The organism is Pseudomonas alvandae (genome assembly GCF_019141525.1).
GTDB lineage: Bacteria > Pseudomonadota > Gammaproteobacteria > Pseudomonadales > Pseudomonadaceae > Aquipseudomonas > Aquipseudomonas alvandae.
Map to the genome: position 1 here is coordinate 617,053 of NZ_CP077080.1, position 23,125 is coordinate 640,177.

Consider the following 23,125-nt stretch of genomic DNA (forward strand, 5'->3'; position numbering starts at 1 on the left):
TCCTTGTAGGTTGAGTTCAAATTTTGCCTGGGAGTATAACGTCCCGGGTTGGTGGAGCGTTGGGTGATCGATTTTTCGACCTGCCGTTAACCGGCCGGATGCGGTCCCGTGGCGAGGGAGCTTGCTCCCTCGCCATGGGACCGCTAGCAAATATCCAGCGGCAATTTCAATTTCGCCGCCAGTGCCTGGACTTCCAGATGCCCGGCCGGCGCCTGAAGTCGAAGCTCGGCATTATCTTGCTGGGCCATCCTCCGGGCTTCGCTCACCAGCCGTTCAGCCACGCCACGACGGCGCGTGATATTTCGTACGCATAGGTGGGACAAGCGCCAGGCGTCCTGGTGCCGTTGCAGCCGTGCGGCCCCGAGCAGGCGATCATTGAAGCGTGCCGCGATCAACGAATCTTCCGCCAGGCATTCTCCGATCAATTGCGTGGCGTCGCTGAACGGCTCGAACAGCCAGGCGGGCGCGTCCCGATAGATTTTCTGCAGGTCCTGCTGGTCCTGTTGAGTGGCTTGTTCCAGGTGCTCGACAACGATGGGCATGGAAATTCCTGAAAAATAAACGCATGGCCCCCTACAGAAAGCGGGCAGAGGCGCGATAAGACGAATGACAGGAAAAAGGTGATAGCACTTTGGTTTTTCTGTCACGAGCAAATGGTAACCTTTGTCAGTTCGTCCGTCCTTCTGCGGCGTGATGTCGCACTAAAATGGAGCTTCACTGCAAAATACAGTCATGCCTGCGTGCAATGAAGGCTGAGGGTGAAGTGTGGCTGGCGAACCATTCTAATAACTGGGGGATACACAATGAGCACAAGCATTACGGCCGGCGGCGTCGCCGACCAGCCTGCGTTCCTCTCCAAGGAACGCATTATCGCCAAGCCCGGCTTCAACCGCTGGCTGGTTCCACCGGCCGCGCTGGCCATCCACCTCTGCATCGGCATGGCCTATGGCTTCTCGGTGTTCTGGTTGCCGCTGTCCAAGGCCTTGGGTATCACCAAGCCTGTGGCCTGTGCACCGGATATGAGTTTTATCTCGCAAATCTTTTCGTCCCAATGTGACTGGCCGATCTCGATGCTCGGCTGGATCTACACCCTGTTCTTCATCTTCCTGGGTTGCTCGGCGGCCATCTGGGGCGGCTGGCTGGAACACGCCGGTCCGCGCAAGGCTGGCGTTGTCTCGGCCCTGTGCTGGTGCGGCGGCCTGTTGATTTCCGCGCTGGGCATCTATACCCACCAGATCTGGCTGATGTGGGTCGGCTCTGGTGTGATCGGTGGTATCGGCCTGGGCCTGGGCTACATCTCGCCAGTGTCCACGCTGATCAAGTGGTTCCCGGACAAGCGCGGCATGGCGACCGGCATGGCAATCATGGGCTTCGGTGGCGGCGCGATGGTCGGTGCTCCACTGGCGGCCGCGTTGATGAGCCATTTCGCTTCGCCGACCGAGGTCGGTGTATGGCAGAGCTTCCTGGTGATGGCTGCGATCTACTTCGTGTTCATGATCGGTGGCGCCCTGTCGTACCGCGTCCCACCAACCGGCTGGAAGCCTGAAGGCTGGACCCCGGCACCGAAGAAAGCCGCGAACGCGATGATCACCCATCGCCACGTTCACGTGAACGTTGCCTGGAAAACCCCGCAATTCCGCCTGGTATGGCTGGTGCTGTGCCTGAACGTATCCGCCGGTATCGGCATCCTCGGCATGGCTTCGCCACTGTTGCAGGAAGTGTTCGGTGGCAAATTGCTCGGCAATGACCTGCCGTTCGGTCAGCTGGACGCTGCGCAACTGGGCCAGATCGCCGCCATTGCGGCCGGTTTCACCGGGCTGCTGAGCTTGTTCAACATCGGTGGCCGGTTCTTCTGGGCGTCCTTCTCGGACTACCTGGGCCGTAAAAATACCTACTTCGTGTTCTTCGCCCTGGGTGTTGCGCTGTACTCGCTGATCCCTAACCTGGGTCACCTGGGCAGCATCGCGCTGTTCGTGGCGGCGTTCTGCATCATCCTGTCGATGTACGGCGGCGGCTTTGCCACTGTGCCGGCCTACCTGGCGGACCTGTTCGGTACGCAAATGGTTGGCGCGATCCACGGTCGTCTGTTGACGGCTTGGGCGGCAGCAGGCGTGCTGGGTCCGGTGCTGGTGAACTACCTGCGTGAATATCAACTGAGCATCGGCGTTGAACGCGCCGCGGCCTATGACATCACCTTGTACATCCTCGCCGGCCTGCTGGTGCTGGGCTTCCTGTGCAACCTGATGGTTCGTCCGGTCGCCGACAAGTACTTCATGACCGACGCCGAACTGGCCGCCGAACAGGCGCTGGGCCATGACAAGGGCGCCGACAGCACCACTTCGCTGGAATGGAAAGCCGCGCCGGGCACCAAGCCCCTGGCGATCGCCGCCTGGCTGGTGGTGGGCATTCCGTTGGCGTGGGGTGTGTGGGTGACCCTGCAGAAGACGGCGGTGTTGTTCCACTAAGCGACAATGTGAATAGGCCCGAATCCATTGGAGAGGGGCCAGCCTTGTGGGAGCGAGCTTGCTCGCGATGGGGGCGTGTCAGTCGACATCATTGTCTGCTGACCCACCGCTATCGCGAGCAAGCTCGCTCCCACAGTCGTTATGGGTGATGGCAAAGGCTTGTATGCACATGTCTATCCCCGACCATATGGGTTTCAGCCCGTCAGTGATGTCACCTCTTTTGTTTCTGTTTGCCGCTCACGCCCCTATAATGGCTGCCTTTTTCGCCCAATGATTTTGCGGAGCTGGTGATGGCCGAACGTAAGGCGTCTGTCGAGCGCGACACTCTGGAAACCCAGATCAAAGCCTCGATCAACCTGGATGGCACCGGAAAGGCCCGGTTTGATATTGGCGTGCCTTTTCTTGAGCACATGCTGGACCAGATCGCCCGTCACGGGCTGATCGACCTGGATATTGTCAGCAAGGGCGACCTGCACATCGACGACCACCACACGGTGGAAGACGTCGGGATCACCCTGGGCCAGGCCTTTACCAAAGCCATCGGCGACAAGAAGGGCATTCGTCGCTACGGCCATGCCTACGTGCCGCTCGATGAAGCACTGTCGCGCGTGGTCATCGACTTCTCCGGCCGCCCTGGCCTGCAGATGCATGTGCCCTACACCCGCGCTACCGTCGGCGGCTTCGACGTCGACCTGTTCCAGGAATTCTTCCAGGGCTTCGTCAACCACGCCAACGTGACCCTGCACATCGACAACCTGCGCGGGCACAACACCCACCACCAGATCGAAACCGTGTTCAAGGCATTCGGCCGCGCGCTGCGCATGGCCGTCGAGCTCGATGACCGCATGGCCGGCCAGATGCCTTCCACCAAGGGCGTGCTGTAATGCAGACGGTTGCGGTTATCGACTACGGCATGGGCAACCTGCACTCGGTGGCCAAGGCCCTCGAGCACGTGGGCGCCGGCAAGGTGTTGATCACCAGCGATGCCGACGTGATTCGCGAAGCCGACCGGGTGGTATTCCCCGGCGTCGGTGCGATTCGCGATTGCATGGCCGAGATTCGCCGCCTGGGCTTCGACAAGCTGGTGCACGAAGTCAGCCAGGACCGTCCGTTCCTCGGCATCTGCGTGGGCATGCAAGCCTTGCTCGATCGCAGTGAAGAGAACGACGGCGTCGATTGCATCTCGCTGTTCCCCGGCCAGGTGAAGTTTTTCGGCAAGGGCCTGCACGAAGACGGCGAACACCTGAAGGTCCCGCACATGGGCTGGAACGAAGTGAAGCAGACGGTCGATCATCCGCTGTGGCACAACATCCCGGACCTGGCGCGCTTCTACTTCGTGCACAGCTACTACATCGCCGCCGGCAACGCGCGACAGGTGGTGGGCAGCGGTCACTATGGCGTCGATTTCGCCGCGGCCCTGGCCGATGGTTCGCGCTTCGCCGTGCAGTTCCACCCGGAGAAGAGCCATACCCATGGCCTGCAGTTGCTGCAGAACTTCGCGGCGTGGGACGGTCGCTGGTAATGGCCCGCAAGAAACCGCCGATCCTCACCCTCACGCCTGAACAGGAAAGTGAAGCGAACCGCAAGATCCAGCGGTTCATGGAGGAGCGTTTCGAACTGGACCTGGGTTCGTTCGAAGCGGCGGAAATTCTTGACCTGTTTACCCGCGAAATTGCTCCGCACTATTACAACAGGGCGATTTTCGATGTGCAGGCGCACCTTAAAGAAAGGTTCGAAAGCATTGAAAGCGACTTGTGGGCGCTTGAGAAGAATTAGAGCAGCGGCAAGCTTCAAGCTTGAAGCTGCAAGTATTGGAACGCGTGCCTGCTCGCAGCTTATGGCTTGCAGCTTGCAGCTCTTTGACGAAGGAAAAGCATGCTAATTATCCCCGCTATCGATCTCAAGGACGGCGCTTGCGTCCGTCTGCGTCAGGGCCGCATGGAAGACTCCACGGTGTTTTCCGATGACCCGGTGAGCATGGCCGCCAAGTGGGTGGAGGGCGGCTGCCGTCGTCTGCATCTGGTCGACCTCAACGGCGCCTTCGAAGGCCAACCGGTCAATGGCGAAGTGGTCACGGCCATCGCCAAGCGCTACCCGAACCTGCCGATCCAGATCGGGGGCGGCATTCGCTCGCTGGAAACCATCGAGCACTACGTCAAGGCTGGCGTGAGCTACGTGATCATCGGCACCAAGGCTGTGAAAGACCCGGCTTTCGTTGCCGAAGCCTGTCGCGCGTTCCCTGGCAAAATCATCGTTGGCCTGGATGCCAAGGACGGTTTCGTCGCCACCGATGGCTGGGCTGAAATCAGCACCGTGCAGGTCATCGATCTGGCCAAGCAGTTTGAAGCCGACGGCGTGTCCTCAATCGTTTATACCGATATCGCCAAAGACGGCATGATGCAGGGCTGCAACGTGCCGTTCACCGCTGCACTGGCCGCTGCCACCAAGATCCCGGTGATCGCTTCCGGTGGTATCCATAACCTGGGTGACATCAAGTCGCTGCTCGACGCCAAGGCGCCGGGCATCATCGGTGCAATCACCGGTCGTGCGATCTATGAAGGCACCCTCGACGTCGCCGAGGCCCAGGCCTTCTGCGATTCGTACGCGAACAGCTCCAAGCTGTAAGCCACAAGCTGCAAGTTAAAGCACGATCGCGATCTGCTTGACTTGCAGCTTATAGCTTAAAGCTTGCAACTCTTAATCGGAGATTAAGCCCATGGCGCTGGCCAAACGCATCATCCCTTGCCTGGACGTGGACAACGGCCGGGTGGTCAAGGGCGTCAAGTTCGAGAACATCCGTGACGCCGGCGACCCGGTGGAAATCGCCCGTCGCTACGACGAGCAGGGTGCCGACGAGATTACCTTCCTGGATATCACGGCCAGCGTCGATGGCCGCGATACCACGCTGCATACCGTCGAGCGCATGGCCAGCCAGGTGTTCATCCCGCTGACCGTGGGCGGCGGAGTGCGCACCGTGCAGGACATCCGCAACCTGCTCAATGCCGGCGCGGACAAGGTGTCGATCAACACTGCGGCGGTGTTCAACCCGGAGTTCGTCGGTGAAGCGGCCCAGCATTTCGGCTCGCAGTGCATCGTCGTGGCCATCGACGCGAAGAAGGTCTCCGGCCCGGGCGAAACCCCGCGCTGGGAAATCTTCACCCACGGCGGACGCAAACCTACGGGCCTGGACGCTGTCGAGTGGGCAAAGAAGATGGAAGGCCTGGGTGCCGGTGAAATCCTGCTGACCAGCATGGATCAGGACGGCATGAAAAACGGCTTCGACCTCGGCGTCACCCGCGCGATCAGCGATGCCTTGGGCATCCCGGTGATCGCTTCCGGCGGCGTCGGCAACCTGCAGCACTTGGCCGACGGTATTCTCGAAGGGCATGCCAGTGCAGTGCTGGCGGCGAGCATCTTTCACTTCGGCGAGTACACCGTGCCGGAAGCCAAGGCCTACATGGCGCATCGTGGTATCTGCATTCGCTGACCGCTGGACACCATGGCGGGCCCAAGGCACTCTTGGGCACACCATGGATTGCGGTAGCCCGACATGCTCAAACGCCTCGTTCTTGCCTTTGCCGGTGCCACGTTGCTGCTCGCCGGCACTGTCCGCGCCGCTGAAACATCGCTGGTGTTGCTGACGGAAAACTTCCCCCCGTACAACATGGCCAAGAACGGCAAGAACTTCGCCCAGGACGAAAACATCCATGGCATTGCCGTGGACATCGTCCGAGAGATTTTCAAGCGCGCCGACATTACCTACAGCCTGACACTGCGTTTTCCCTGGGAGCGAATCTACAAACTCGCGTTGGAAAAACCGGGTTACGGTGTGTTCGTGATGGCGCGGCTGCCGGAGCGTGAAAAACTCTTCAAATGGGTCGGTCCCATCGGGCCAGACGACTGGGTGATGCTCGCCAAGGCTGATAGCAAGATTGCCCTCGGCTCGCTGGAGCAGGCGCGCCAATACCGGATTGGTGCCTACAAGGGCGACGCGATTGCCGAGACGTTGGCCAAGCAAGGGCTCAAGCCGATTGTCGTATTACGGGATCAGGATAACGCCAGGAAACTGGTCAACGGCCAGATCGACCTATGGGCCACCGGCGACCCCGCTGGACGTTACCTGGCGCGCCAGGAAGGCGTCAGCGATCTCAGGACCGTGCTGCGCTTCAACAGTGCCGAGCTGTACCTGGCCTTGAACAAGGACGTGCCTGACGACGTGGTTGCCCGGTTGCAAAAGGCCTTGGATGAATTGCGCAAGGAAGGCGCGGTGGACGCGATCATGGCGCGGTATCTCTAAGGGTTGCACTCGCCGTGCGGTCGCCATGGCGAGCAAGGTTGCCAGGGTGTTCACCGATGCGGTGCCCACCTCAGGTCCCCTGTGGGAGCGAGCTTGCTCGCGAAAGCGGTGGATCAGCTTGCATGAATGTTGAATGTGCTGGCCCCTTCGCGAGCAAGCTCGCTCCCACAAAGTTGCCAGGGTATTCACAGATGCGGTGGCCGCCACAGATTCGATGTGGGAGCGAGCCTGCTCGCGATGAAGGCAACGCGCTCGTCGCTACCGATAAACCCCATCCTTCCCATGCCCGGCCATCGCCCGATTGCTGCGCAGGCTGATCATCGACTTGATGTCGATCCATTCGATGCCCTGCGCCTTGAGCCGGGGCAGTTCGCGTTCGAGTACCGCCAATGTCTGCGGGTAGGGATGGCCGATCATCACGGCCGAGCCCTGTCGGTGGGCCAGGTCGATGGCGGTCTGGAGCTGGTGGGCGATGGCCGCTTCGGTACGCTCGTCATCGAGGAACACATCCCGCGACACGCTGGCCAGGCCGATCTTCTGCGCTTCGGCGGCAGCGACGGTCTGGGCGCTGGTGCGGCTGTCGACGAAAAACTTGTGCCGCTGCTGCAGATTCGCCATCAACCACGCCATGGCTTGGGGCTGGGCGGTCATGCGGCTGCCCATGTGGTTGTTGATGCCGGAGGTGTAGGGTACGGCGGCAAACGCGGCGTCGAGGCGCTTGCCCAGTTCTTCGATGGGCAAATCCGGATGCCAGGCGAACGGCCCGGTGGCCGGGTCCATGGGCATATGCAGCATGACCAGCTTGCCGGCGCGATGGGCCTCGCGGGCGAATTCGGCGGCGTGGGGCGTGTCAGGCATGATCGCGGCGGTGACCGGGCCGGGGAGGGCCAGGACCTGGCGATCCCGAGGCAGGTTTTGCCCCAGGTCGTCGATGATCAGGCTCAGGTAAGCCTTGTGCGGCGAGGAGGGTGTGGCGGGGGCCGCGTCAACGGCCCCCGCCAGCAGGCACAGCAGGATGAAGAGGCAACGCAGGCCCATCTCAGCGGCCGGACGTGATGTTCAATCCTTTGAGCAGGCTCAAGGCCTGTGCCAACTGATAATCGTCGTCCTGCGGCATCGGCTTGGCCTTGGTGCCGGAACCGGTCGGTTTGTCGGCGCCGCCGTTGCCATTGCCCAGGTGACCTTGCAGGTCGGCTTCCTTGAAGTACTCGCTGTCCGCCTCGCTGGTGATCTTGGCCTTGCGCACTTCGATGTCTGGGACGATGCCCTGGGCCTGGATGGAGCGGCCATTCGGTGTGAAGTACAGCGCGGTGGTGATCTTCAGGGCGCGGTCGTTGTTCAGCGGCAACACGGTCTGCACCGAGCCCTTGCCGAAGCTGGTGGTGCCCATGACCACGCCGCGCTTCTGATCCTGCAGGGCGCCGGCGACGATTTCCGAAGCCGAGGCGCTGCCGCCATTGATCAGCACCACCAACGGCACGGCTTCGCTCAGGTCGTTGCCGGTGGCCGAGAAGCGCAGTTCGGAATTGGCGATGCGACCCTTGGTGTAGACGATCAAGCCCTTGGTGATGAAGTGGTCCACCACTTCCACCGCTGATTGCAGCACGCCGCCGGGGTTGTTGCGCAGGTCCAGGACCAGGCCGTTGAGTTTCTTGCCGTTGTCCTTGCGCAGCTTCGCCAGGGCCTTGGCGACTTCTTCGCCGGTCTTGACCTGGAATTGGGTGATGCGGATGTAGCCGTAGCCTGATTCCAGCAGTTGGCTCTTCACGCTCTTGACCTGGATGACCGCCCGCGTGAGCGTCACGTCGAACGGCGTGCCACCGTCGCGTACCAGGGTCAGGGTGATCTTCTGGCCGATCTTGCCGCGCATCTTGTCCACGGCTTCGGTCATGCTCTGGCCGCGTGTCGGTTGGCCGTTGATCTTGACGATGAAGTCACCGGCCTGGATGCCGGCCTTGGAAGCAGGGGTGTCGTCGATGGGCGAGACGACTTTGACGAAGCCGTCTTCGCTGCCGACCTCGATACCCAGGCCGCCGAACTCGCCGCTGGTGCTTTCCTGCAGTTCGGCAAAGTCGTCCGGCCCCAGGTAGGCGGAGTGCGGGTCAAGGTTGCTGAGCATGCCCTTGATGGCGTTTTCCAGCAGCATCTTGTCGTCCACCGGTTCGACGTACGCGGCTTTGATCCGGTCCATGACCTCGGCAAAGGTGCGCAGTTCGTCCAGCGGCAACGGTGCCTTGGTAGTCGCGGCCGTGGCGGCGGGTGCCGACGGGGCCGGCTCGGCGGCGAAAGCCAGGGGCGCGCCGATCACGAGGGCGATCGTCAGGGCCAGCGAGGTGAGGCGGGACAAATGCAGCATGTCGAACGAACTCCTGAGTTGGATGGGCGCGCTTATCCTTGCGCACGACACCATTGGGCCGGGTCACTGGGGCGACCCTGCTGGCGAATAGCGAAATACAGTGCTGGCGTATCCTGCCCGCCACTGTTGCCGACCGTTGAGATGGACTCGCCGGCCTTGACCACATCCCCCGCCGATTTGAGCAGGGTCTGGTTGTGGCCGTAAAGGCTCAGGTATCCATTGCCGTGATCGAGGATCACCAGCAAGCCGGCGCCGCGCAGCCAATCGGCAAACACCACACGCCCGCCATGTACGGCATGCACCTGGCTTCCGGCGGAGGCGCTGATCATCACGCCGTCCCACTTGGTGCGGGTATCGTCGCCGCGGGTTTCACCGAAGCGCGCAAGTAATCGACCATTGACCGGCCATGGAAGTTTGCCTCGGGCCGAAGCAAAAGCGCCGCCGAAGGTTTCACCGTCACTGGAAACCAGTGCGCCGGGGCTGGATTTTGCAGATTTGCGCGGTGCGTCGCCGGCGTCCGCGTCGGCCTGGGCTTCACGTAACCGCTTTTTTTCGGCTTCCTGCTGGGCGATCAGCGCTTTCTGGCGCGCTTCTTCTGCCTCACGGGCCTGGCGAGCCAGGGTTTCTTCGATGGTTTTCAACACATTGGCCAGTTCGGCCTGGTCTTGCTCGCGGGCCTTGAGCTTGCTGTCTCGGGCCTTTACGTCATCGTTGAGCTTGGCCAGGGCCACCTGGCGCTCCTTGCGGACCTTTTCGAGTTCTTCGCGCTGGGTGTCGAGGCTGCTTTTCTGCACCAGCAACTGGGCTTGCTGCAACTCGATGTCTTTTTCGACATTGGCCAGCTGGCGCAGGGTTTCGTTGAAGTTCTTGAGCTGCTCCAGGCGGGCCTGGCTCAGGTAGTCGTAATAAGTGAGGGTGCGGGCGAATTTCTCGGGGTTCTGCTGGTTGAGCAGCAGCTTGAGGTATTCCTGGCGCCCGTTCTGGTAGGCCGCCCGAGCCTGGATGGCGATCAGCTTTTGCTGTTCAGTGCGCGCGCTCTGGAGTTTTTTTTTCTCACCATCGAGTCGCTGCAGCTCGGATTCGCTTTTCTTCAGTTCTTTCTGCAGGGCGTCGACCTGCTTTTCCAGCTTGCCCATCTCGGTCTCGGTGCCGCGCAGGTCTTTCTGCACGCTGGATTTTTCTTCCTGCAGCTTGTTCAGCAGCTTTTTCAGCTCGGCAATGTCCTGGCGCGTGGCTTCCAACTGTTGTTGGGTTTGCGCGCGCTCGTCGGCGAAGGCCGGTTGGAGCAGGCAGGTCAGGGCAAGGGCTATCAGGACGCGAAGCATAGAGGCGGGCGACACCAGGGAAAGGGACGGCCTAGTATGCCCGCCCCACGCTGCAAAAAAAACGCCCATTTGGGGCTGTGTGATAACTGGCCGAAAAAACACCAAAAACCATTGTGGGAGCGAGCTTGCTGTGGCGAGGGAGCTTGCTCCCGCTGGGCTGCGAAGCAGCCCCTCGACAAGATCAAGCCAGAAGCATCTGCGACGGGAGCAAGCTCCCTCGCCACAAAAGCCCTGCTCAATGCTGCGACGCCTGGTCAGACCAGGATCGAGGTCCCGGTCATCTCCGCCGGCTTTTCCATGCCCAGCAACATCAGCATGGTCGGGGCCACGTCAGCCAGCACGCCGCCGTCACGGACCTTGAAATCGCGCTTGCCGACATAGATGAACGGCACCGGCTCGGTGGTATGGGCGGTGTGGGCCTGGCCGGTGGACTCGTCGGACATCTGCTCGACGTTGCCATGGTCCGCCGTGATCAGGGCTTCGCCACCGACTTTCTCCAGGGCGTCGACGATGCGACCCACGCAAGTGTCCAGGCATTCCACCGCCTTGACCGCTGCGTCGAACACGCCGCTGTGGCCGACCATGTCGCCGTTGGCGTAGTTCACCACGATCACGTCGTAGCGCTGGTTCTCGATGGCATCGACGATGCGGTCGGTCACTTCCGGCGCGCTCATTTCCGGCTGTAGGTCGTAGGTGGCGACTTTCGGCGATGGGATCAGGATGCGTTCTTCGCCTGGGAAGGGTTCTTCACGGCCGCCGGAGAAGAAGAATGTCACGTGGGCGTACTTTTCGGTTTCGGCGATGCGCAGCTGGGTCTTGCCGTTTTTCGCCAGGTAATCGCCCAGCACGTTTTCCAGGCTGCCGGCGGCGAAGGCCGATGGCGCGGGAATGCTGGCGGCGTATTGGGTCAGCATCACGAAACCGGCCAGTTTCGGCTGGCGGGCGCGCTCGAACTCCTTGAAATCGTCTTCGACGAATACACGGGTCAATTCGCGGGCTCGGTCGGCGCGGAAGTTCATGAACACCACGGCGTCGCCGTCCTCGACTTTTACCGGCTCGCCGATAGTGGTGGCCTTGACGAATTCGTCGCTTTCGCCGCGTTCATAGGCGGCTTGCAGGCCTTCTTGGGCGGTGGCGGCGTGGAATTCGGCATTGCCGTCGACGATCAGGTTGTAGGCCTGGGCGACGCGGTCCCAGCGATTGTCACGGTCCATGGCGAAGTAGCGGCCGATCAGGCTGGCAATCCGGCCCTTGCCCAGCGCCTTGAAGGTGTCGTCCAGCAACGTGATCGACGACTCGGCGCTCTTCGGCGGCGTGTCGCGACCGTCGAGGAAGGCGTGCAGGTAGATGTTTTGGGCGCCGCGCTTGGCGGCCAATTCGGCCATGGCGACCAGGTGATCCTGGTGGCTGTGCACACCGCCATCGGACAGCAGGCCCATGAAATGCACGGCCTTGCCGGCGGCCACGGCTTTATCCACCGCGGCGCAGATGGTCGGGTTCTCGAAGAATTCGCCATCGCGGATCGACTTGGTCACCCGGGTGAAGTCCTGATACACCACGCGGCCCGCGCCAAGGTTCATGTGGCCGACTTCGGAGTTGCCCATCTGCCCGTCGGGCAGGCCTACATCCATGCCGCTGCCGGAGATCAAGCCGTTCGGCACGGTGGCCCACAGGCGATCCAGTACAGGCTTGCTGGCCGCGTATACGGCGTTGGATTCGTGGCTGTCACTGTGACCGAAGCCGTCCAGAATCATCAGGACCAAAGGTTTAGGCGTGGTAGTCATGGAATCCACTCGTGGCTGGTTGAAAGAAGACGATGGAAAAGGGACGGGCAGTTTAAAGGTAAGTTCCGGTGCCGTCACCGCCGGGCGGGGTTTGGCCGGCCTTGTGTGCTGTGTATACTGGCCGACATTTTAACGCCCTGGAACCTCCTTCGATGGTTGCTCACCTGATTCAATTTGCCACTAACCACTACATTCTCGTCGGTATCTTCGTCGTACTGTTGGCGTTGCTGTTGGCCCATACGATGCAGGGCGGCGGACGCAGCCTGAGCACTGGCGAACTGACCGCGCTGGTCAACAAGGATGCCGGCGTGGTGGTCGATATCCGCCCGAGCAAGGAATACGCCGCCGGTCACATTGTCGGCGCGCTGAACATTCCGCAGGACAAACTGATCGCGCGCGTTGGCGAACTGGAAAAGCACAAGGCCAAGACGCTGATCCTGGTGGACGCCCAAGGCCAGCAGGCCGGTACCCTTGCCCGCGAACTGATGAAGTCCGGCTTCACTGCCGCCAAACTGTCCGGTGGCGTTGCGAGCTGGAAAGCCGACAATCTGCCCCTGGTGAAGTGAAATGCCCCACGTAGTTGTCTACTCCAGCGATTACTGCCCCTATTGCTCCCGAGCCAAGCACTTGCTCCAGAGCAAAGGCGTGGCTTTCGAAGAGATCAAGGTCGACGGCAAGCCGCAACTGCGCGCCGAAATGACCCAGAAGGCCCGGCGTACCTCCGTGCCGCAGATCTGGATCGGCGACACCCACGTGGGCGGTTGCGATGATCTGTACGCCCTGGAGCGCGCCGGCAAGCTCGACGCGCTGCTCAAGGCCTGAATTCCTATCAACAGAACTGAAGTAAGAAGGATCTGCGATGACTGACCAACAGAACACTGCTGCCACTGAAGAAGAAGCCGCACCGCAATTCTCCTTGCAGCGCATTTATGTCCGCGACCTGTCCTTCGAGGCCCCGAAAAGCCCGGCGATCTTTCGCCAGCAGTGGGAGCCGAGCGTAGGCCTGGACCTGAACACCCGTCAGAAAGCCCTGGAAGATGACTTCCACGAAGTGGTGCTGACCCTGTCGGTGACCGTGAAAAACGGTGACGAAGTGGCGTTCATTGCCGAAGTGCAACAAGCCGGGATCTTCCTGATCAAGAACCTCGATGCCGCTTCGATGAGCCACACCCTGGGCGCGTTCTGCCCGAACATCCTGTTCCCGTACGCTCGCGAAACCCTGGACAGCCTGGTGACCCGCGGTTCGTTCCCGGCGCTGATGCTGGCCCCGGTGAACTTCGATGCCCTGTACGCGCAAGAGCTGCAGCGCATGCAAGAGGAAGGCGGCGCGACCGTTCAGTAAACGGTCGACGCAAGTCCAATGTGGGAGCGGGCTTGCTCGCGAAGGCTATGGGTCAGTGACATTGATGCCAACTGACACTCCGCCTTCGCGAGCAAGCCCGCTCCCACATTTGTTATGCGGTGTTATTGAAAGCCGTTCTGCCGCCACGCCTCGTAAACCGCTACCGCCACGGTGTTGGACAGGTTCAGGCTGCGACAGCCTTCGCGCATCGGCAGGCGCAAGCGTTGTTCCGCCGACAGGGCGTCGAGCACTTCGGCCGGCAGGCCGCGGCTCTCGGGGCCGAAAAGGAACGCGTCACCGGCGACGAAGCTGGCATCGTGAAATGGCCGCGAGCCCTTGGTAGTGAAAGCGAACAGGCGTGGATGCCCCAGGCTCTCCAGGCAACTGGCCAGGTCGGCGTGCCGCTGCAAAGTGGCATACTCGTGATAGTCGAGGCCGGCGCGGCGCAGGCGCTTGTCGTCCATGTCGAAGCCCAGCGGTTCGATCAAATGCAGGTGGCAGCCACTGTTGGCGCACAGCCTGATGACGTTGCCGGTATTCGGCGGGATTTCCGGTTGAAAAAGGATGACGTGAAACATGCACGGCTCCGCAGATGAAGATGAGCGGCATTCTACGCCGCAAACCGACCGACGTTCGAAGCTAATGCCTCGGGTGATGGGCTCGTTGGCGATTTTCGGCATGATGATCGGGTTGATGATCGGCCGCCTGACCACACCCGAGCCGAGCGTGCTGCAGCAGGTCGAGGTCACCAACGGCGGGCTGGTAGCCTGGTTCAACAACGAACCCAAGTTGCACGGGGAGATCATCGACGGCTCGGTGGCGCTGTTGTTCGACGCAGAGGGTTCACCGCAGAACGGCCAGCTCAAGCTCAACGGCAAGGACGTGAATTGGCGGGTGCGGTTGAGTGACAAGGGTTTGTTGCTGACGCTGGTGGCGGCGCGTCCGTTGCGAGGGGAGTGGGCCGGCAGCGAAGTCGATGACCGCTGGCGGCTGGAGATCCGTCTCCAGGAGCAATAAAAGAGGGAATCCCCGGCCTGCCTGTACCAAGGTCCCCAAAACGGGAGGGCTCGCGCTCGGCGCAGGGCCCTGGGTGTAAAGAAGGGAAACCTTGACCTGCCTGTATCAAGGCCCCCAAAACAGTGGGCTAGATGAGCCCGGTATAAAAGAGGGGAATCCCCGGCCTGCCTGTACCAAGGTCCCCAAAACAGGGTAGTGATCTAGCTATTGCAGGGGGCGTGCCAGTTTTAAATGGCTTGTCACAAAAATATTGTTGTAGATGCGCAAAGCCCCGTAATCCGGGGCTTTTGGCTTTGTGGGGGCTGGTTTTTTCGAAATGGTCCGATGGGTTCGGGCTTGTGGCGCCTGAGCGATTGCGGTTCGCCGTGCATTGAAGCGGTGCACAAAGTTTTAAAAGCTTCGTCGGATCGCCGCCCGGAGCAAGCTCCCACAGTGGCTTTGTGTCGCTCACAAAAGCTGTGGGAGCGAGCCTGCTCGCGAATGGGTCTTCAAGTTCAGCGAAGGGTTAAAGGCTGATCAGCCCTCATCCCCCTCATCATCATCCCCACCATCAACCTTCATCCCCAATTCCTTGATCTTGCGGGTCAAGGTATTGCGGCCCCAGCCCAGCAGCACGGCGGCGTCGCGGCGGCGGCCGGCGGTGTGCTTGAGGGCGGTTTCGATCATGATGCGTTCGAAACTCGGCACGGCGCTGTCCAGAAGGCTCGATTGGCCGCGGGCCAGCGCCTGGTCAGCCCACTGGCGCAGGGCCTGTTCCCAGTTGGTCACCGGCGCCGAATCCTGTGGCAGGCTCAACAGTTCCGGTGGCAGGTCGCTGATATGCACTTCGCGACCCGACGCCATCACCGTGATCCAACGGCAGGTGTTCTCCAACTGACGGACGTTGCCGGGCCATGGCAGGTTCTTGAGGTATTCCTCGGTTTCGTTCTTGAGCAGCTTGGGCTCGACCGCCAGTTCCTGGGCGGCACGGCCGAGGAAGTGCCGGGCGAGGGTCGGGATGTCTTCGCGACGGTCCGCCAGGCGCGGGATGTGGATACGGATCACGTTCAGGCGATGGAACAAGTCTTCCCGGAACTTGCCGGCGTGGACCAGCGTTTCCAGGTTCTGGTGGGTCGCGGCGATGATCCGTACATCGACCTTGACCGGCGTATGACCGCCCACTCGATAGAACTCGCCATCGGCCAGTACGCGCAGCAAGCGAGTCTGGGTGTCAGCGGGCATGTCGCCGATTTCATCGAGGAACAGCGTGCCACCGTCGGCTTGCTCGAAACGTCCGCGTCGCAGGTTGGCGGCACCAGTGAACGCGCCTTTCTCATGGCCGAACAGCTCGGATTCCATCAGGTCCTTCGGGATCGCCGCCATGTTCAACGCAATAAACGGCGACGCCGCCCGCGGGCTGTGGCGGTGCAGGGCGTGGGCAACCAATTCCTTACCAGTGCCCGACTCGCCGTTGATCAACACGGTGATATTGGAATGGCTCAGGCGGCCGATGGCGCGAAACACTTCCTGCATCGCCGGCGCTTCGCCGATGATTTCCGGCGTGCGGGCCAGGGCCGGCACTTCTTCCAGGCCTTGTTGTTCCTGGGCGTGCTGGTTGGCGCGCTTGACCAGGGACACGGCTTCGTCGACATCGAACGGCTTGGGCAGGTATTCGAACGCACCGCCCTGGTAGGACGCGACGGCGCTGTCCAGGTCGGAGTGGGCGGTCATGATGATCACCGGCAGCCGTGGGTGCTGCTCGCGAATCCGCGCCAGCAGGTCCAGGCCACTGGCGCCGGGCATGCGGATGTCGGAGATGATGACGTCCGGCTGCTGACGGGCCAGGCGGCTCATCACCCCGTCGGCGCTGTCGAAGCTCTGGGTGGTCATGCCTTCCTGTTGCAAGGCTTTTTCCAGGACCCAGCGGATAGAACGGTCGTCATCGACGATCCACACGGTTTCACTACGGCTCATGTCGATGTGGCTCCTTGTTCCAGTGGCAGGAAGATCGAGAAAGTGGTGTGGCCGGGGTGGCTTTCACATTCGATCAAGCCCTGATGCTGACTGATGATGTTCTGGGTGATGGACAGCCCCAGCCCGGTACCGTCCGGGCGGCCGCTGACCATGGGAAAGAAGATGGTTTCCTGCAGTTCCTGGGGAATGCCCGGGCCGTTGTCGATGATCTCGATCTTGGTCACCAGGCGATGGCGCACGTGGCCGATGGTGAACTGGCGCATGGCTCGGGTGCGCAGGCTGATGCGACCCAGGCGCAGCTCGTTCTGGCTGCTGATGGCCTGCATGGCGTTGCGCACGATGTTCAGCACCGCCTGGATCATCTGTTCGCGGTCGATCAAGACGTCGGGAATGCTCGGGTCATAGTCGCGCACCAACGTGATGCAGCCCTGGCTTTCGGCTTCGACCAGGCTGCTGACGCGTTCCAAGACTTCGTGGACGTTGCACAACGCCAGCGACGGCAGCTTGTTCGAGCCGAGCATGCGGTCCACCAGGTTTCGCAGGCGGTCGGCTTCTTCGATGATGACGTTGGTGTAGTCCTTGAGGCTCTCTTCCGGCAGTTCCCGGGCAAGCAGCTGTGCCGCGCCGCGAATGCCGCCGAGCGGATTCTTGATCTCGTGGGCGAGGCCGCGCACCAGCATCTTGCTGGTTTCCTGCTTGGAGATCTGCGCCTCTTCCTTGGTGATGCGCAGCAGGCGATCACGGGGATGGACTTCCAATAACAGCAGCGTCGCGTGGTTGTTCAGGATTGGCGTTACGGCGTAGTCGACGGTCAGGGTCTGGCCGGTCAGGGCGGTTAGCATCGCTTCGCGCTTGGTGAACGGATGCGCCTGTTCCACGGCCTGGCGCAGGGAATTGAGCGCTTCGGCGGACTCGGTAAACAGTTCGCTGATGAACTGCCCATGGCTGCGCTGGCCGCTGACGGCCAGGAGCATCTCCGCCGCCGGGTTCATGTACTCAAGGCGCAGTTCGGCGTCGAGCAGGATGGTCGCGGTGGTGAGATTGTCGAGCAGCAAGCGGTGTAGTGCGTCGCTAATGGTCATCAGGACCTCTTTTAAAGCGTAGCGATCGAGGGCAGGCCCCCAAATCGCGCGCGCGGTTAATGCGCTGATACCAGCAAAATGCAAAAACCAAACCAAGGCTCCGAAAAGAAGCGTTTAGAGCCTCAAAAGGCCATTTTTCGCCCAGTTGCGTGGCGTTCTGCCAGCTTTTTCGGGTACTTTCGAACCAAAATGGGATTTGAAACTGGGTAGCGTGCAGCGTATTGCACCAATATAGTGCGCGGCCCTGGGCGGCTTTAGAAGAACGGCAGGATGCTGGGTTTTTCTTCTTCGGGTTTTTCAGCAAGGGGGCATTCGGGACGCTGGCCATAGTCGGCTATGGCGCAGGGCTTGACGCGGCGCTTCTGCGCCAGGGACATGCGTTGCATGTGGAAGGGTTGGTTGGCGGTGCGTTCGACGATACGGCCTTGCTCATCCAGGATTTCGACTGCCAGATGGTGAGTGCCCCGGTCGATGTTTTTCAAGGCAAATACCGGACTGGGCCCCGGCTCTGCGGTGGGCTTGCCGTCCAGCAGCAGACGGTAGCGGTGGCCCCTTTGCAGGCCAGGTTCGCTGGTCGCGGTGACGATCAACTCCCCGGCGGTGCTGCGTATCGTGGCGTCCGGTTCGGGAATCAACAGCCGGAGCATCTCGTAACGGAACAAGGGCTCGGCTTGTGGCGGCTCGACCGGCGTTGTCGAGTTGATGCCGGCGGCGGGTGTCGGCATGCGATTACCGGGCGGCAGTTGTACTTTCCTGGCATTGCCGGGGCGTGGCTGGTCGGTGAAGACGCGATTGCCCTGGGCGTCGATGTAGGTGTAGACCTGCGCCAGGCCAGGCATTGCGATCAGCAACAGGCCAAGGGCGACCAGCGGGCGAATCATGGCAGGTGCACTCGCTGCACGGTGAAGGTGACGGTTTCGCTCTGCTGCACGAGACGTTCCTCGTCGATTACCTGGACCGCCAGACTGTGCTCGCCGCGATCGATATTCACCAGTTGCAGGCGCGGCACGTTGCTCGGCTGGCCGTAAGGCTGGCCGTCGAGCAGCAACCTGAACAGATGTGGGCTCTGCAAGCGTGGTTGCGACCTAACGCTGACGGTGAAAGTGCCGTTGTTGGCACGCAGGGCCTCTTCGGTGGGGATGTCGGTCAGCTCCAACAGCTCGTAGGCTTTGCGCGGCGCGTTGGTGTTTTCTGGCGTTGGGGAAGTATCGGGATTGGCCGGGGCCTGGGGTTCAACGCTGTTGAGCGGCGGCAGTTCCACGGCCTGGGCCGGCACGCCGTCGGGGGGCTGGTTGCTGTAGGCGGTGTTGCCGTCGGCGTCGGTGTATTTGTAGATCTGCGCGGCGGCGGGCAGCGCCAGCAGCAATAAGAGCAGGATTGAAAAACTGCGACCCATGGAAAAATCGACCGAAAACTAAAAGTGATGGGTGCAGCATAGGCCAGGGTGGATGGCTGGCCCAAATTGTTGTGCTGCTTACATCCTCTGTGGGAGCGGGCTTGCTCGCGAAGGCGGCGGCGCAGTCGATATTGATGCAAGCTGACACACCGCTTTCGCGAGCAAGCCCGCTCCCACAAAGGGAGGTGGGGTAGCTCAGGATTTCGGGGAGATACAGAGCCCGGCGGTTGCCCGGATCAGGGCCAGCCGGTGTATCGGGTGTTGCTTGTTGTGGTGAGTGGCACGGGCCAGCCATTGCGGACACTGCGGGTCGGTGCGGTAGGGCGCGAAGTCGGCCAGTTGCTGCAGCAGGCGCTTTTGCAGGCGGTCGAGTTTGGGGCGGATCTCGCCCACCAGGTCCGGGCGTGGCAGATCCGGTGCCTTGCCCTCCAGGGCCCAGTCGGACAAGTTGACGTATTGGATAAATTTGTTGGCCTCTATCTGGGCGGCGAAAAACGTTTCCACGGTTTCGCCGCTCAGCTTGTAGATCGGCGCCTGGGCCACGGCGGCGGCAATGACTTCGCGTTCGCGCTGTCGGTCTTCCACGGGTTTGCCGCTGTCCCACTTGCTTAGCGCCACTTGATCGGCGATCAGCAGGCGTTCGCCGATGGCATTGAGCAGCGGGGTCAGGGCTTCGGGGGCGTTGTTGGCCTCGGCTGTGGAACACAGCAGTGCTGCAGACAGGGCGAGGCAAATCTTCAAGCGGGAAGTCATTGGCAATCTCGTCTTGTGAGGGAAGCGGCGCATCATCATGCACGTAACCTGCGCCCATAAAAAAGGCCTCCCGAAGGAGGCCTCTCTTTAACTCACGCCGTGCGTGGCGGCGCTTACTGGATCAGCAGCTGTAGTACAGCTCGTATTCCAGTGGGTGTACGAAGGTGCGAACCTTGATTTCTTCTTCGCTTTTCAGTGCGATGTAAGCGTCGATGAAGTCATCGCTGAATACGCCGCCCTTGGTCAGGAACGCACGGCCCTTGTCCAGCTCTTCCAGGGCTTCTTTCAGGCTGCCACAAACCTGTGGGATTTCCTTGGCCTCTTCAGGCGGCAGGTCATACAGGTTCTTGTCAGCGGCATCGCCAGGGTGGATCTTGTTCTGGATACCGTCCAGGCCAGCCATCATCAGTGCAGCGAAGGCCAGGTATGGGTTGGCAGCCGGATCCGGGAAGCGCGCTTCGATACGGCGGGCTTTCGGACTGTTCACGTAAGGAATACGGATCGAGGCGGAACGGTTGCGAGCCGAGTAGGCCAGCATCACCGGGGCTTCGAAGCCTGGCACCAGACGCTTGTAGGAGTTGGTCGACGGGTTGGTGAAGCCGTTCAGGGCCTTGCCGTGCTTGATGATGCCGCCGATGAAGTACAGGGCGGTGTCCGACAGGCCGGCATAACCTTCGCCAGCAAAGGTGTTCTTGCCGTCCTTGGAGATCGACATGTGCACGTGCATGCCCGAACCGTTGTCGCCGTACAGAGGCTTCGGCATGAAGGTCGCGGTGCGGCCGTAGGCGTCGGCAACGTTGTGTACGCAGTACTTCAGGGTCTGTACTTCGTCAGCCTTCTTCACCAGCGTGTTGAATTTCACGCCGATTTCGTTCTGGCCGGCAGTCGCCACTTCGTGGTGGTGAACTTCGACGGTCTGGCCCATTTCTTCCAGTGCGTTGCACATGGAGGTACGGATTTCGTGGTCGAAGTCGAACGGTGGAACCGGGAAGTAGCCACCCTTGATGCCTGGACGGTGGCCTTTGTTGCCGCCTTCCACGTCCTGGTCGGACATCCACGAACCTTGTTCGGAGAAGATCTTGAACATGGAGCCGGAGATGTCGGACTTGAACTTGACCGAGTCGAAGATGAAGAATTCGGGCTCTGGACCGAAGAAAGCGGTGTCGCCGATACCGGTGGACTTCAGGTATTCCTCGGCACGGTGGGCGATGGCGCGTGGGTCGCGGTCATAGCCTTGCATGGTCGAAGGTTCGATGATGTCGCAGACCAGGATCAGGGTCGGCTCTTCGGTGAACGGGTCCAGGACGGCAGTGCTGTCGTCCGGCATCAGGATCATGTCGGAGGCTTCGATGCCTTTCCAGCCGGAGATGGAGGAACCGTCGAACATCTTGCCGATTTCGAAGAATTCGTCGTCCAGTGCATCACGGGCCGGCATGGTCACGTGATGTTGAGTGCCTTTGGTGTCAGTGAAGCGCAGATCAATCCACTTGACGTCATGATCTTTGATGAGTTGAACCGACTTCGACATATGTCCTCCGGGTGGCTTCGGGCGGGTAGTGGAGTGCCCTTAGATATGGGTGATGCCGGCGCGAATACTCTGCCAAGGCAACCTGCCTCACAAGGGAGCAAATTGCATGCCAGTGCCCCACCATGGGTTTTTTGCACCAAATCCACGCTTTTAAAGGCGCAAATCCAAGATTGTCGGACAATAACGCACTGCAATGTGGCGCCGTCAATCGATAATGACCTGTTTTGGTGCATGTAAAACCATCTGCACATTAACTGGTTAAACCTTGAGCAATTTCCGCTATAATCCGCGCCCCCCTTTTTCGGCTGGCCGTTCGCGCGCTGTTTTCATGAAACTAATCGTAAAAGTCTTCCCCGAGATCACCATCAAGAGCCGCCCGGTACGGATGCGTTTCATCCGCCAGTTGGCCAAGAACATCCGTGCCGTGCTCCGTGACCTGGACCCGGCCGTGGTGGTGAATGGCGTGTGGGACAACCTCGAACTGGAAACCCGCGTCAGCGAACCCAAGCTGCTGAAGGAAATGACCGAGCGTCTGAGCTGCATGCCAGGCATCGCGCATTTCCTGCAGGTCGACGAATACCCGCTGGGTGACTTCGACGACATCCTCGCCAAATGCATGCTCCATTATGGTGATGCGCTGGCCGGCAAGATCTTTTCGGTTCGCTGCAAGCGCGCCGGCAAGCACCCGTTCAGTTCGATGGACGTGGAACGTTATGTCGGCAGCCAGTTGCGCCGGCAGTGCGGCGCCGCCGGTATTTCGCTGAAAGACCCGCAGATCGAAGTGCGCATCGAGATTCGCGACCAGCGGTTGTTCGTGATCCACAGCCAGCACGACAGCATCGGCGGATATCCGCTGGGCTCGTTGGAGCAGACGCTGGTGTTGATGTCCGGTGGTTTCGACTCCACCGTCGCCGCCTACCAGATCATGCGTCGCGGCCTGATGAGCCATTTCTGCTTCTTCAATCTCGGCGGGCGTGCTCACGAATTGGGCGTAATGGAAGTGGCGCACTTCATCTGGAAGAAGTACGGCAGCTCCCAACGCGTGTTATTTGTGAGCGTGCCGTTCGAAGAAGTCCTGGGCGAGATTCTCGGCAAAGTCGATAACAGTCATATGGGCGTCATTTTGAAGCGTATGATGTTGCGTGCCGCGACGAGCATCGCCGACCGCCTGCACATCGACGCGCTGGTGACCGGCGAGGCGATTTCCCAGGTATCGAGCCAGACGCTGCCGAACCTGTCGGTGATCGACTGCGTGACCGAGAAACTCGTGCTGCGTCCGCTGATCGCCAGCCACAAGCAGGACATCATCGACACGGCCAACGAGATCGGCACCGCTGATTTTGCCCGGCACATGCCGGAGTATTGCGGGGTCATCTCGGTCAATCCGAAGACGGCGGCCAAGCGCGGTCGCGTGGAACACGAAGAGAAAGAATTCGACATGGCGGTACTCGAACGCGCGATCGAGAACGCCAGGCTGGTACCGATCGATCGGGTCATCGACGAATTGGGCCAGGACATCCAGATTGAAGAAGTCGGCGAAGCGCTGGCCGGTCAGATCATCATCGACATCCGTCATCCGGACGATGCTGAAGACGACCCGCTGAGCGTCGCCGGCGTCGAGGTACAAACGATGCCGTTCTATGCAGTGAACGCGCGTTTCAAGGAACTGGACCCTACTCGCCAGTACCTGCTGTATTGCGACAAAGGCGTGATGAGTCGCCTGCATGCCCACCATTTGCTCAGTGAGGGGCATGCCAATGTGCGCGTTTATCGACCGAGCTAAGTGCCCGGGGCTGTTTGCCTGTGGCCTGCGTCACCGGCCCCCCG

The 23,125-nt window shown here is 61.0% G+C and carries 24 protein-coding genes; 12 read left to right on the forward strand and 12 right to left on the reverse strand.

The genetic code is table 11. The annotated features are described in order from the left end of the window. Nucleotides 1-143: 143 nt before the first annotated feature. Nucleotides 144-542 (reverse strand): aspartate 1-decarboxylase autocleavage activator PanM, encoded by a 399-nt coding sequence (panM, locus tag KSS97_RS02735; RefSeq protein ID WP_217861048.1) that lies wholly within the window; start codon nt 540-542, stop codon nt 144-146. 261 nt (nt 543-803) lie between these two features. Between panM and KSS97_RS02740 the strand changes: the two genes are divergently transcribed. From KSS97_RS02740 to KSS97_RS02770, 7 genes are all read left to right on the forward strand, one after another. Then, nucleotides 804-2,465, forward strand: coding sequence for an OFA family MFS transporter (locus KSS97_RS02740; RefSeq protein WP_217861049.1), 1,662 nt, complete (start codon nt 804-806; stop codon nt 2,463-2,465). 290 nt (nt 2,466-2,755) lie between these two features. Next, entirely contained in the window at nt 2,756-3,349 is a 594-nt protein-coding gene (hisB, locus tag KSS97_RS02745) for an imidazoleglycerol-phosphate dehydratase HisB (protein ID WP_003186751.1), read from the forward strand. After that, nucleotides 3,349-3,987, forward strand: a complete 639-nt coding sequence (hisH, locus tag KSS97_RS02750; protein ID WP_024619262.1) for an imidazole glycerol phosphate synthase subunit HisH — start codon at nt 3,349-3,351, stop codon at nt 3,985-3,987. Before hisB ends, hisH begins: the two co-directional genes overlap by 1 nt. Beyond that, entirely contained in the window at nt 3,987-4,241 is a 255-nt protein-coding gene (locus tag KSS97_RS02755; RefSeq protein WP_030141479.1) for a DUF2164 domain-containing protein, read from the forward strand. Before hisH ends, KSS97_RS02755 begins: the two co-directional genes overlap by 1 nt. 99 nt (nt 4,242-4,340) lie before the next feature. After that, entirely contained in the window at nt 4,341-5,090 is a 750-nt protein-coding gene (hisA, locus tag KSS97_RS02760) for a 1-(5-phosphoribosyl)-5-[(5-phosphoribosylamino)methylideneamino]imidazole-4-carboxamide isomerase (RefSeq protein ID WP_030141478.1), read from the forward strand. 91 nt (nt 5,091-5,181) lie between these two features. Then, on the forward strand, nt 5,182-5,952 hold the full coding sequence (hisF, locus tag KSS97_RS02765) for an imidazole glycerol phosphate synthase subunit HisF (RefSeq protein ID WP_003196830.1): 771 nt from the start codon (nt 5,182-5,184) through the stop codon (nt 5,950-5,952). A gap of 63 nt (nt 5,953-6,015) precedes the next feature. Further along, nucleotides 6,016-6,762: a substrate-binding periplasmic protein gene (locus KSS97_RS02770; RefSeq protein WP_030141477.1), complete on the forward strand. Its 747-nt coding sequence runs from the start codon at nt 6,016-6,018 to the stop codon at nt 6,760-6,762. A 258-nt stretch (nt 6,763-7,020) separates the two neighbouring features. On the opposite strand, the gene KSS97_RS02775 is transcribed toward KSS97_RS02770, so the two are convergent. From KSS97_RS02775 to gpmI, 4 genes are all read right to left on the reverse strand, one after another. Next, on the reverse strand, nt 7,021-7,800 hold the full coding sequence (locus KSS97_RS02775; protein WP_030141476.1) for a divergent polysaccharide deacetylase family protein: 780 nt from the start codon (nt 7,798-7,800) through the stop codon (nt 7,021-7,023). Between the two features lies 1 nt (nt 7,801). Further along, nucleotides 7,802-9,118, reverse strand: a complete 1,317-nt coding sequence (locus KSS97_RS02780; RefSeq protein WP_030141475.1) for a S41 family peptidase — start codon at nt 9,116-9,118, stop codon at nt 7,802-7,804. Nucleotides 9,119-9,150: 32 nt separating this feature from the next. Then, nucleotides 9,151-10,443, reverse strand: a complete 1,293-nt coding sequence (locus tag KSS97_RS02785; RefSeq protein ID WP_198797373.1) for a murein hydrolase activator EnvC family protein — start codon at nt 10,441-10,443, stop codon at nt 9,151-9,153. 254 nt (nt 10,444-10,697) lie between these two features. Then, nucleotides 10,698-12,227, reverse strand: coding sequence for a 2,3-bisphosphoglycerate-independent phosphoglycerate mutase (gpmI, locus tag KSS97_RS02790; RefSeq protein WP_198797374.1), 1,530 nt, complete (start codon nt 12,225-12,227; stop codon nt 10,698-10,700). Between the two features lie 152 nt (nt 12,228-12,379). On the opposite strand from gpmI, the gene KSS97_RS02795 reads away from it, so the two are divergent. The 3 genes from KSS97_RS02795 to secB are packed head-to-tail and all read left to right on the forward strand — an operon-like array spanning nt 12,380 to nt 13,569. Next, nucleotides 12,380-12,793 carry a rhodanese-like domain-containing protein gene (locus tag KSS97_RS02795; protein ID WP_030141473.1) on the forward strand — a complete coding sequence of 138 codons (414 nt, stop codon included), beginning with the start codon at nt 12,380-12,382 and terminating at the stop codon, nt 12,791-12,793. Nucleotide 12,794: 1 nt separating this feature from the next. Further along, nucleotides 12,795-13,049, forward strand: coding sequence for a glutaredoxin 3 (grxC, locus tag KSS97_RS02800; protein ID WP_030141472.1), 255 nt, complete (start codon nt 12,795-12,797; stop codon nt 13,047-13,049). Nucleotides 13,050-13,086: 37 nt separating this feature from the next. Then, nucleotides 13,087-13,569, forward strand: a complete 483-nt coding sequence (gene secB / locus KSS97_RS02805; protein ID WP_030141471.1) for a protein-export chaperone SecB — start codon at nt 13,087-13,089, stop codon at nt 13,567-13,569. A gap of 122 nt (nt 13,570-13,691) precedes the next feature. On the opposite strand, the gene trmL is transcribed toward secB, so the two are convergent. Next, nucleotides 13,692-14,147: a tRNA (uridine(34)/cytosine(34)/5-carboxymethylaminomethyluridine(34)-2'-O)-methyltransferase TrmL gene (gene trmL / locus KSS97_RS02810; protein WP_217861050.1), complete on the reverse strand. Its 456-nt coding sequence runs from the start codon at nt 14,145-14,147 to the stop codon at nt 13,692-13,694. Here trmL and KSS97_RS02815 point away from each other — a divergent pair. After that, nucleotides 14,146-14,586 carry a hypothetical protein gene (locus KSS97_RS02815; protein WP_217861051.1) on the forward strand — a complete coding sequence of 147 codons (441 nt, stop codon included), beginning with the start codon at nt 14,146-14,148 and terminating at the stop codon, nt 14,584-14,586. The genes trmL and KSS97_RS02815 overlap by 2 nt on opposite strands. Before the next feature lie 516 nt (nt 14,587-15,102). Here the strand turns inward: KSS97_RS02815 and ntrC are convergent. The 6 genes from ntrC to glnA form a co-directional block, all read right to left on the reverse strand. Then, nucleotides 15,103-16,539 carry a nitrogen regulation protein NR(I) gene (ntrC, locus tag KSS97_RS02820; protein WP_030141468.1) on the reverse strand — a complete coding sequence of 479 codons (1,437 nt, stop codon included), beginning with the start codon at nt 16,537-16,539 and terminating at the stop codon, nt 15,103-15,105. Continuing rightward, complete coding sequence (glnL, locus tag KSS97_RS02825) at nt 16,536-17,621, reverse strand: nitrogen regulation protein NR(II) (protein ID WP_030141467.1); 1,086 nt, start codon at nt 17,619-17,621, stop codon at nt 16,536-16,538. Before glnL ends, ntrC begins: the two co-directional genes overlap by 4 nt. Nucleotides 17,622-17,875: 254 nt before the next feature. After that, nucleotides 17,876-18,502 carry a DUF4124 domain-containing protein gene (locus KSS97_RS02830; RefSeq protein ID WP_217861052.1) on the reverse strand — a complete coding sequence of 209 codons (627 nt, stop codon included), beginning with the start codon at nt 18,500-18,502 and terminating at the stop codon, nt 17,876-17,878. After that, on the reverse strand, nt 18,499-19,017 hold the full coding sequence (locus KSS97_RS02835) for a DUF4124 domain-containing protein (protein WP_217861053.1): 519 nt from the start codon (nt 19,015-19,017) through the stop codon (nt 18,499-18,501). The genes KSS97_RS02830 and KSS97_RS02835 overlap by 4 nt, the downstream gene beginning before the upstream one ends. 195 nt (nt 19,018-19,212) lie before the next feature. Continuing rightward, nucleotides 19,213-19,770, reverse strand: a complete 558-nt coding sequence (locus tag KSS97_RS02840; protein ID WP_217861054.1) for a chorismate mutase — start codon at nt 19,768-19,770, stop codon at nt 19,213-19,215. A gap of 121 nt (nt 19,771-19,891) precedes the next feature. Then, nucleotides 19,892-21,298 carry a type I glutamate--ammonia ligase gene (gene glnA / locus KSS97_RS02845; protein WP_030141463.1) on the reverse strand — a complete coding sequence of 469 codons (1,407 nt, stop codon included), beginning with the start codon at nt 21,296-21,298 and terminating at the stop codon, nt 19,892-19,894. A 328-nt stretch (nt 21,299-21,626) separates the two neighbouring features. Between glnA and thiI the strand changes: the two genes are divergently transcribed. Further along, entirely contained in the window at nt 21,627-23,081 is a 1,455-nt protein-coding gene (gene thiI, locus KSS97_RS02850) for a tRNA uracil 4-sulfurtransferase ThiI (protein ID WP_030141462.1), read from the forward strand. The last annotated feature ends 44 nt before the right edge of the window (nt 23,082-23,125 follow it).

Excerpts from the sequence above, each read along its gene's own strand:
- KSS97_RS02785 (WP_198797373.1), bottom strand. The coding sequence starts at position 10,443 with ATGCTTCGCGTCCTGATAGCCCTTGCCCTGACCTGCCTGCTCCAACCG.
- hisB (WP_003186751.1), top strand. The coding sequence starts at position 2,756 with ATGGCCGAACGTAAGGCGTCTGTCGAGCGCGACACTCTGGAAACCCAG.
- hisA (WP_030141478.1), top strand. The coding sequence starts at position 4,341 with ATGCTAATTATCCCCGCTATCGATCTCAAGGACGGCGCTTGCGTCCGT.
- KSS97_RS02835 (WP_217861053.1), bottom strand. The coding sequence starts at position 19,017 with ATGGGTCGCAGTTTTTCAATCCTGCTCTTATTGCTGCTGGCGCTGCCC.
- gpmI (WP_198797374.1), bottom strand. The coding sequence starts at position 12,227 with ATGACTACCACGCCTAAACCTTTGGTCCTGATGATTCTGGACGGCTTC.
- glnL (WP_030141467.1), bottom strand. The coding sequence starts at position 17,621 with ATGACCATTAGCGACGCACTACACCGCTTGCTGCTCGACAATCTCACC.
- panM (WP_217861048.1), bottom strand. The coding sequence starts at position 542 with ATGCCCATCGTTGTCGAGCACCTGGAACAAGCCACTCAACAGGACCAG.
- KSS97_RS02780 (WP_030141475.1), bottom strand. The coding sequence starts at position 9,118 with ATGCTGCATTTGTCCCGCCTCACCTCGCTGGCCCTGACGATCGCCCTC.
- trmL (WP_217861050.1), bottom strand. The coding sequence starts at position 14,147 with ATGTTTCACGTCATCCTTTTTCAACCGGAAATCCCGCCGAATACCGGC.
- glnA (WP_030141463.1), bottom strand. The coding sequence starts at position 21,298 with ATGTCGAAGTCGGTTCAACTCATCAAAGATCATGACGTCAAGTGGATT.
- KSS97_RS02775 (WP_030141476.1), bottom strand. The coding sequence starts at position 7,800 with ATGGGCCTGCGTTGCCTCTTCATCCTGCTGTGCCTGCTGGCGGGGGCC.
- KSS97_RS02755 (WP_030141479.1), top strand. The coding sequence starts at position 3,987 with ATGGCCCGCAAGAAACCGCCGATCCTCACCCTCACGCCTGAACAGGAA.
- ntrC (WP_030141468.1), bottom strand. The coding sequence starts at position 16,539 with ATGAGCCGTAGTGAAACCGTGTGGATCGTCGATGACGACCGTTCTATC.
- KSS97_RS02740 (WP_217861049.1), top strand. The coding sequence starts at position 804 with ATGAGCACAAGCATTACGGCCGGCGGCGTCGCCGACCAGCCTGCGTTC.
- KSS97_RS02815 (WP_217861051.1), top strand. The coding sequence starts at position 14,146 with ATGCACGGCTCCGCAGATGAAGATGAGCGGCATTCTACGCCGCAAACC.
- thiI (WP_030141462.1), top strand. The coding sequence starts at position 21,627 with ATGAAACTAATCGTAAAAGTCTTCCCCGAGATCACCATCAAGAGCCGC.
- KSS97_RS02795 (WP_030141473.1), top strand. The coding sequence starts at position 12,380 with ATGGTTGCTCACCTGATTCAATTTGCCACTAACCACTACATTCTCGTC.
- hisF (WP_003196830.1), top strand. The coding sequence starts at position 5,182 with ATGGCGCTGGCCAAACGCATCATCCCTTGCCTGGACGTGGACAACGGC.
- KSS97_RS02770 (WP_030141477.1), top strand. The coding sequence starts at position 6,016 with ATGCTCAAACGCCTCGTTCTTGCCTTTGCCGGTGCCACGTTGCTGCTC.
- KSS97_RS02830 (WP_217861052.1), bottom strand. The coding sequence starts at position 18,502 with ATGATTCGCCCGCTGGTCGCCCTTGGCCTGTTGCTGATCGCAATGCCT.
- grxC (WP_030141472.1), top strand. The coding sequence starts at position 12,795 with ATGCCCCACGTAGTTGTCTACTCCAGCGATTACTGCCCCTATTGCTCC.
- hisH (WP_024619262.1), top strand. The coding sequence starts at position 3,349 with ATGCAGACGGTTGCGGTTATCGACTACGGCATGGGCAACCTGCACTCG.
- KSS97_RS02840 (WP_217861054.1), bottom strand. The coding sequence starts at position 19,770 with ATGACTTCCCGCTTGAAGATTTGCCTCGCCCTGTCTGCAGCACTGCTG.
- secB (WP_030141471.1), top strand. The coding sequence starts at position 13,087 with ATGACTGACCAACAGAACACTGCTGCCACTGAAGAAGAAGCCGCACCG.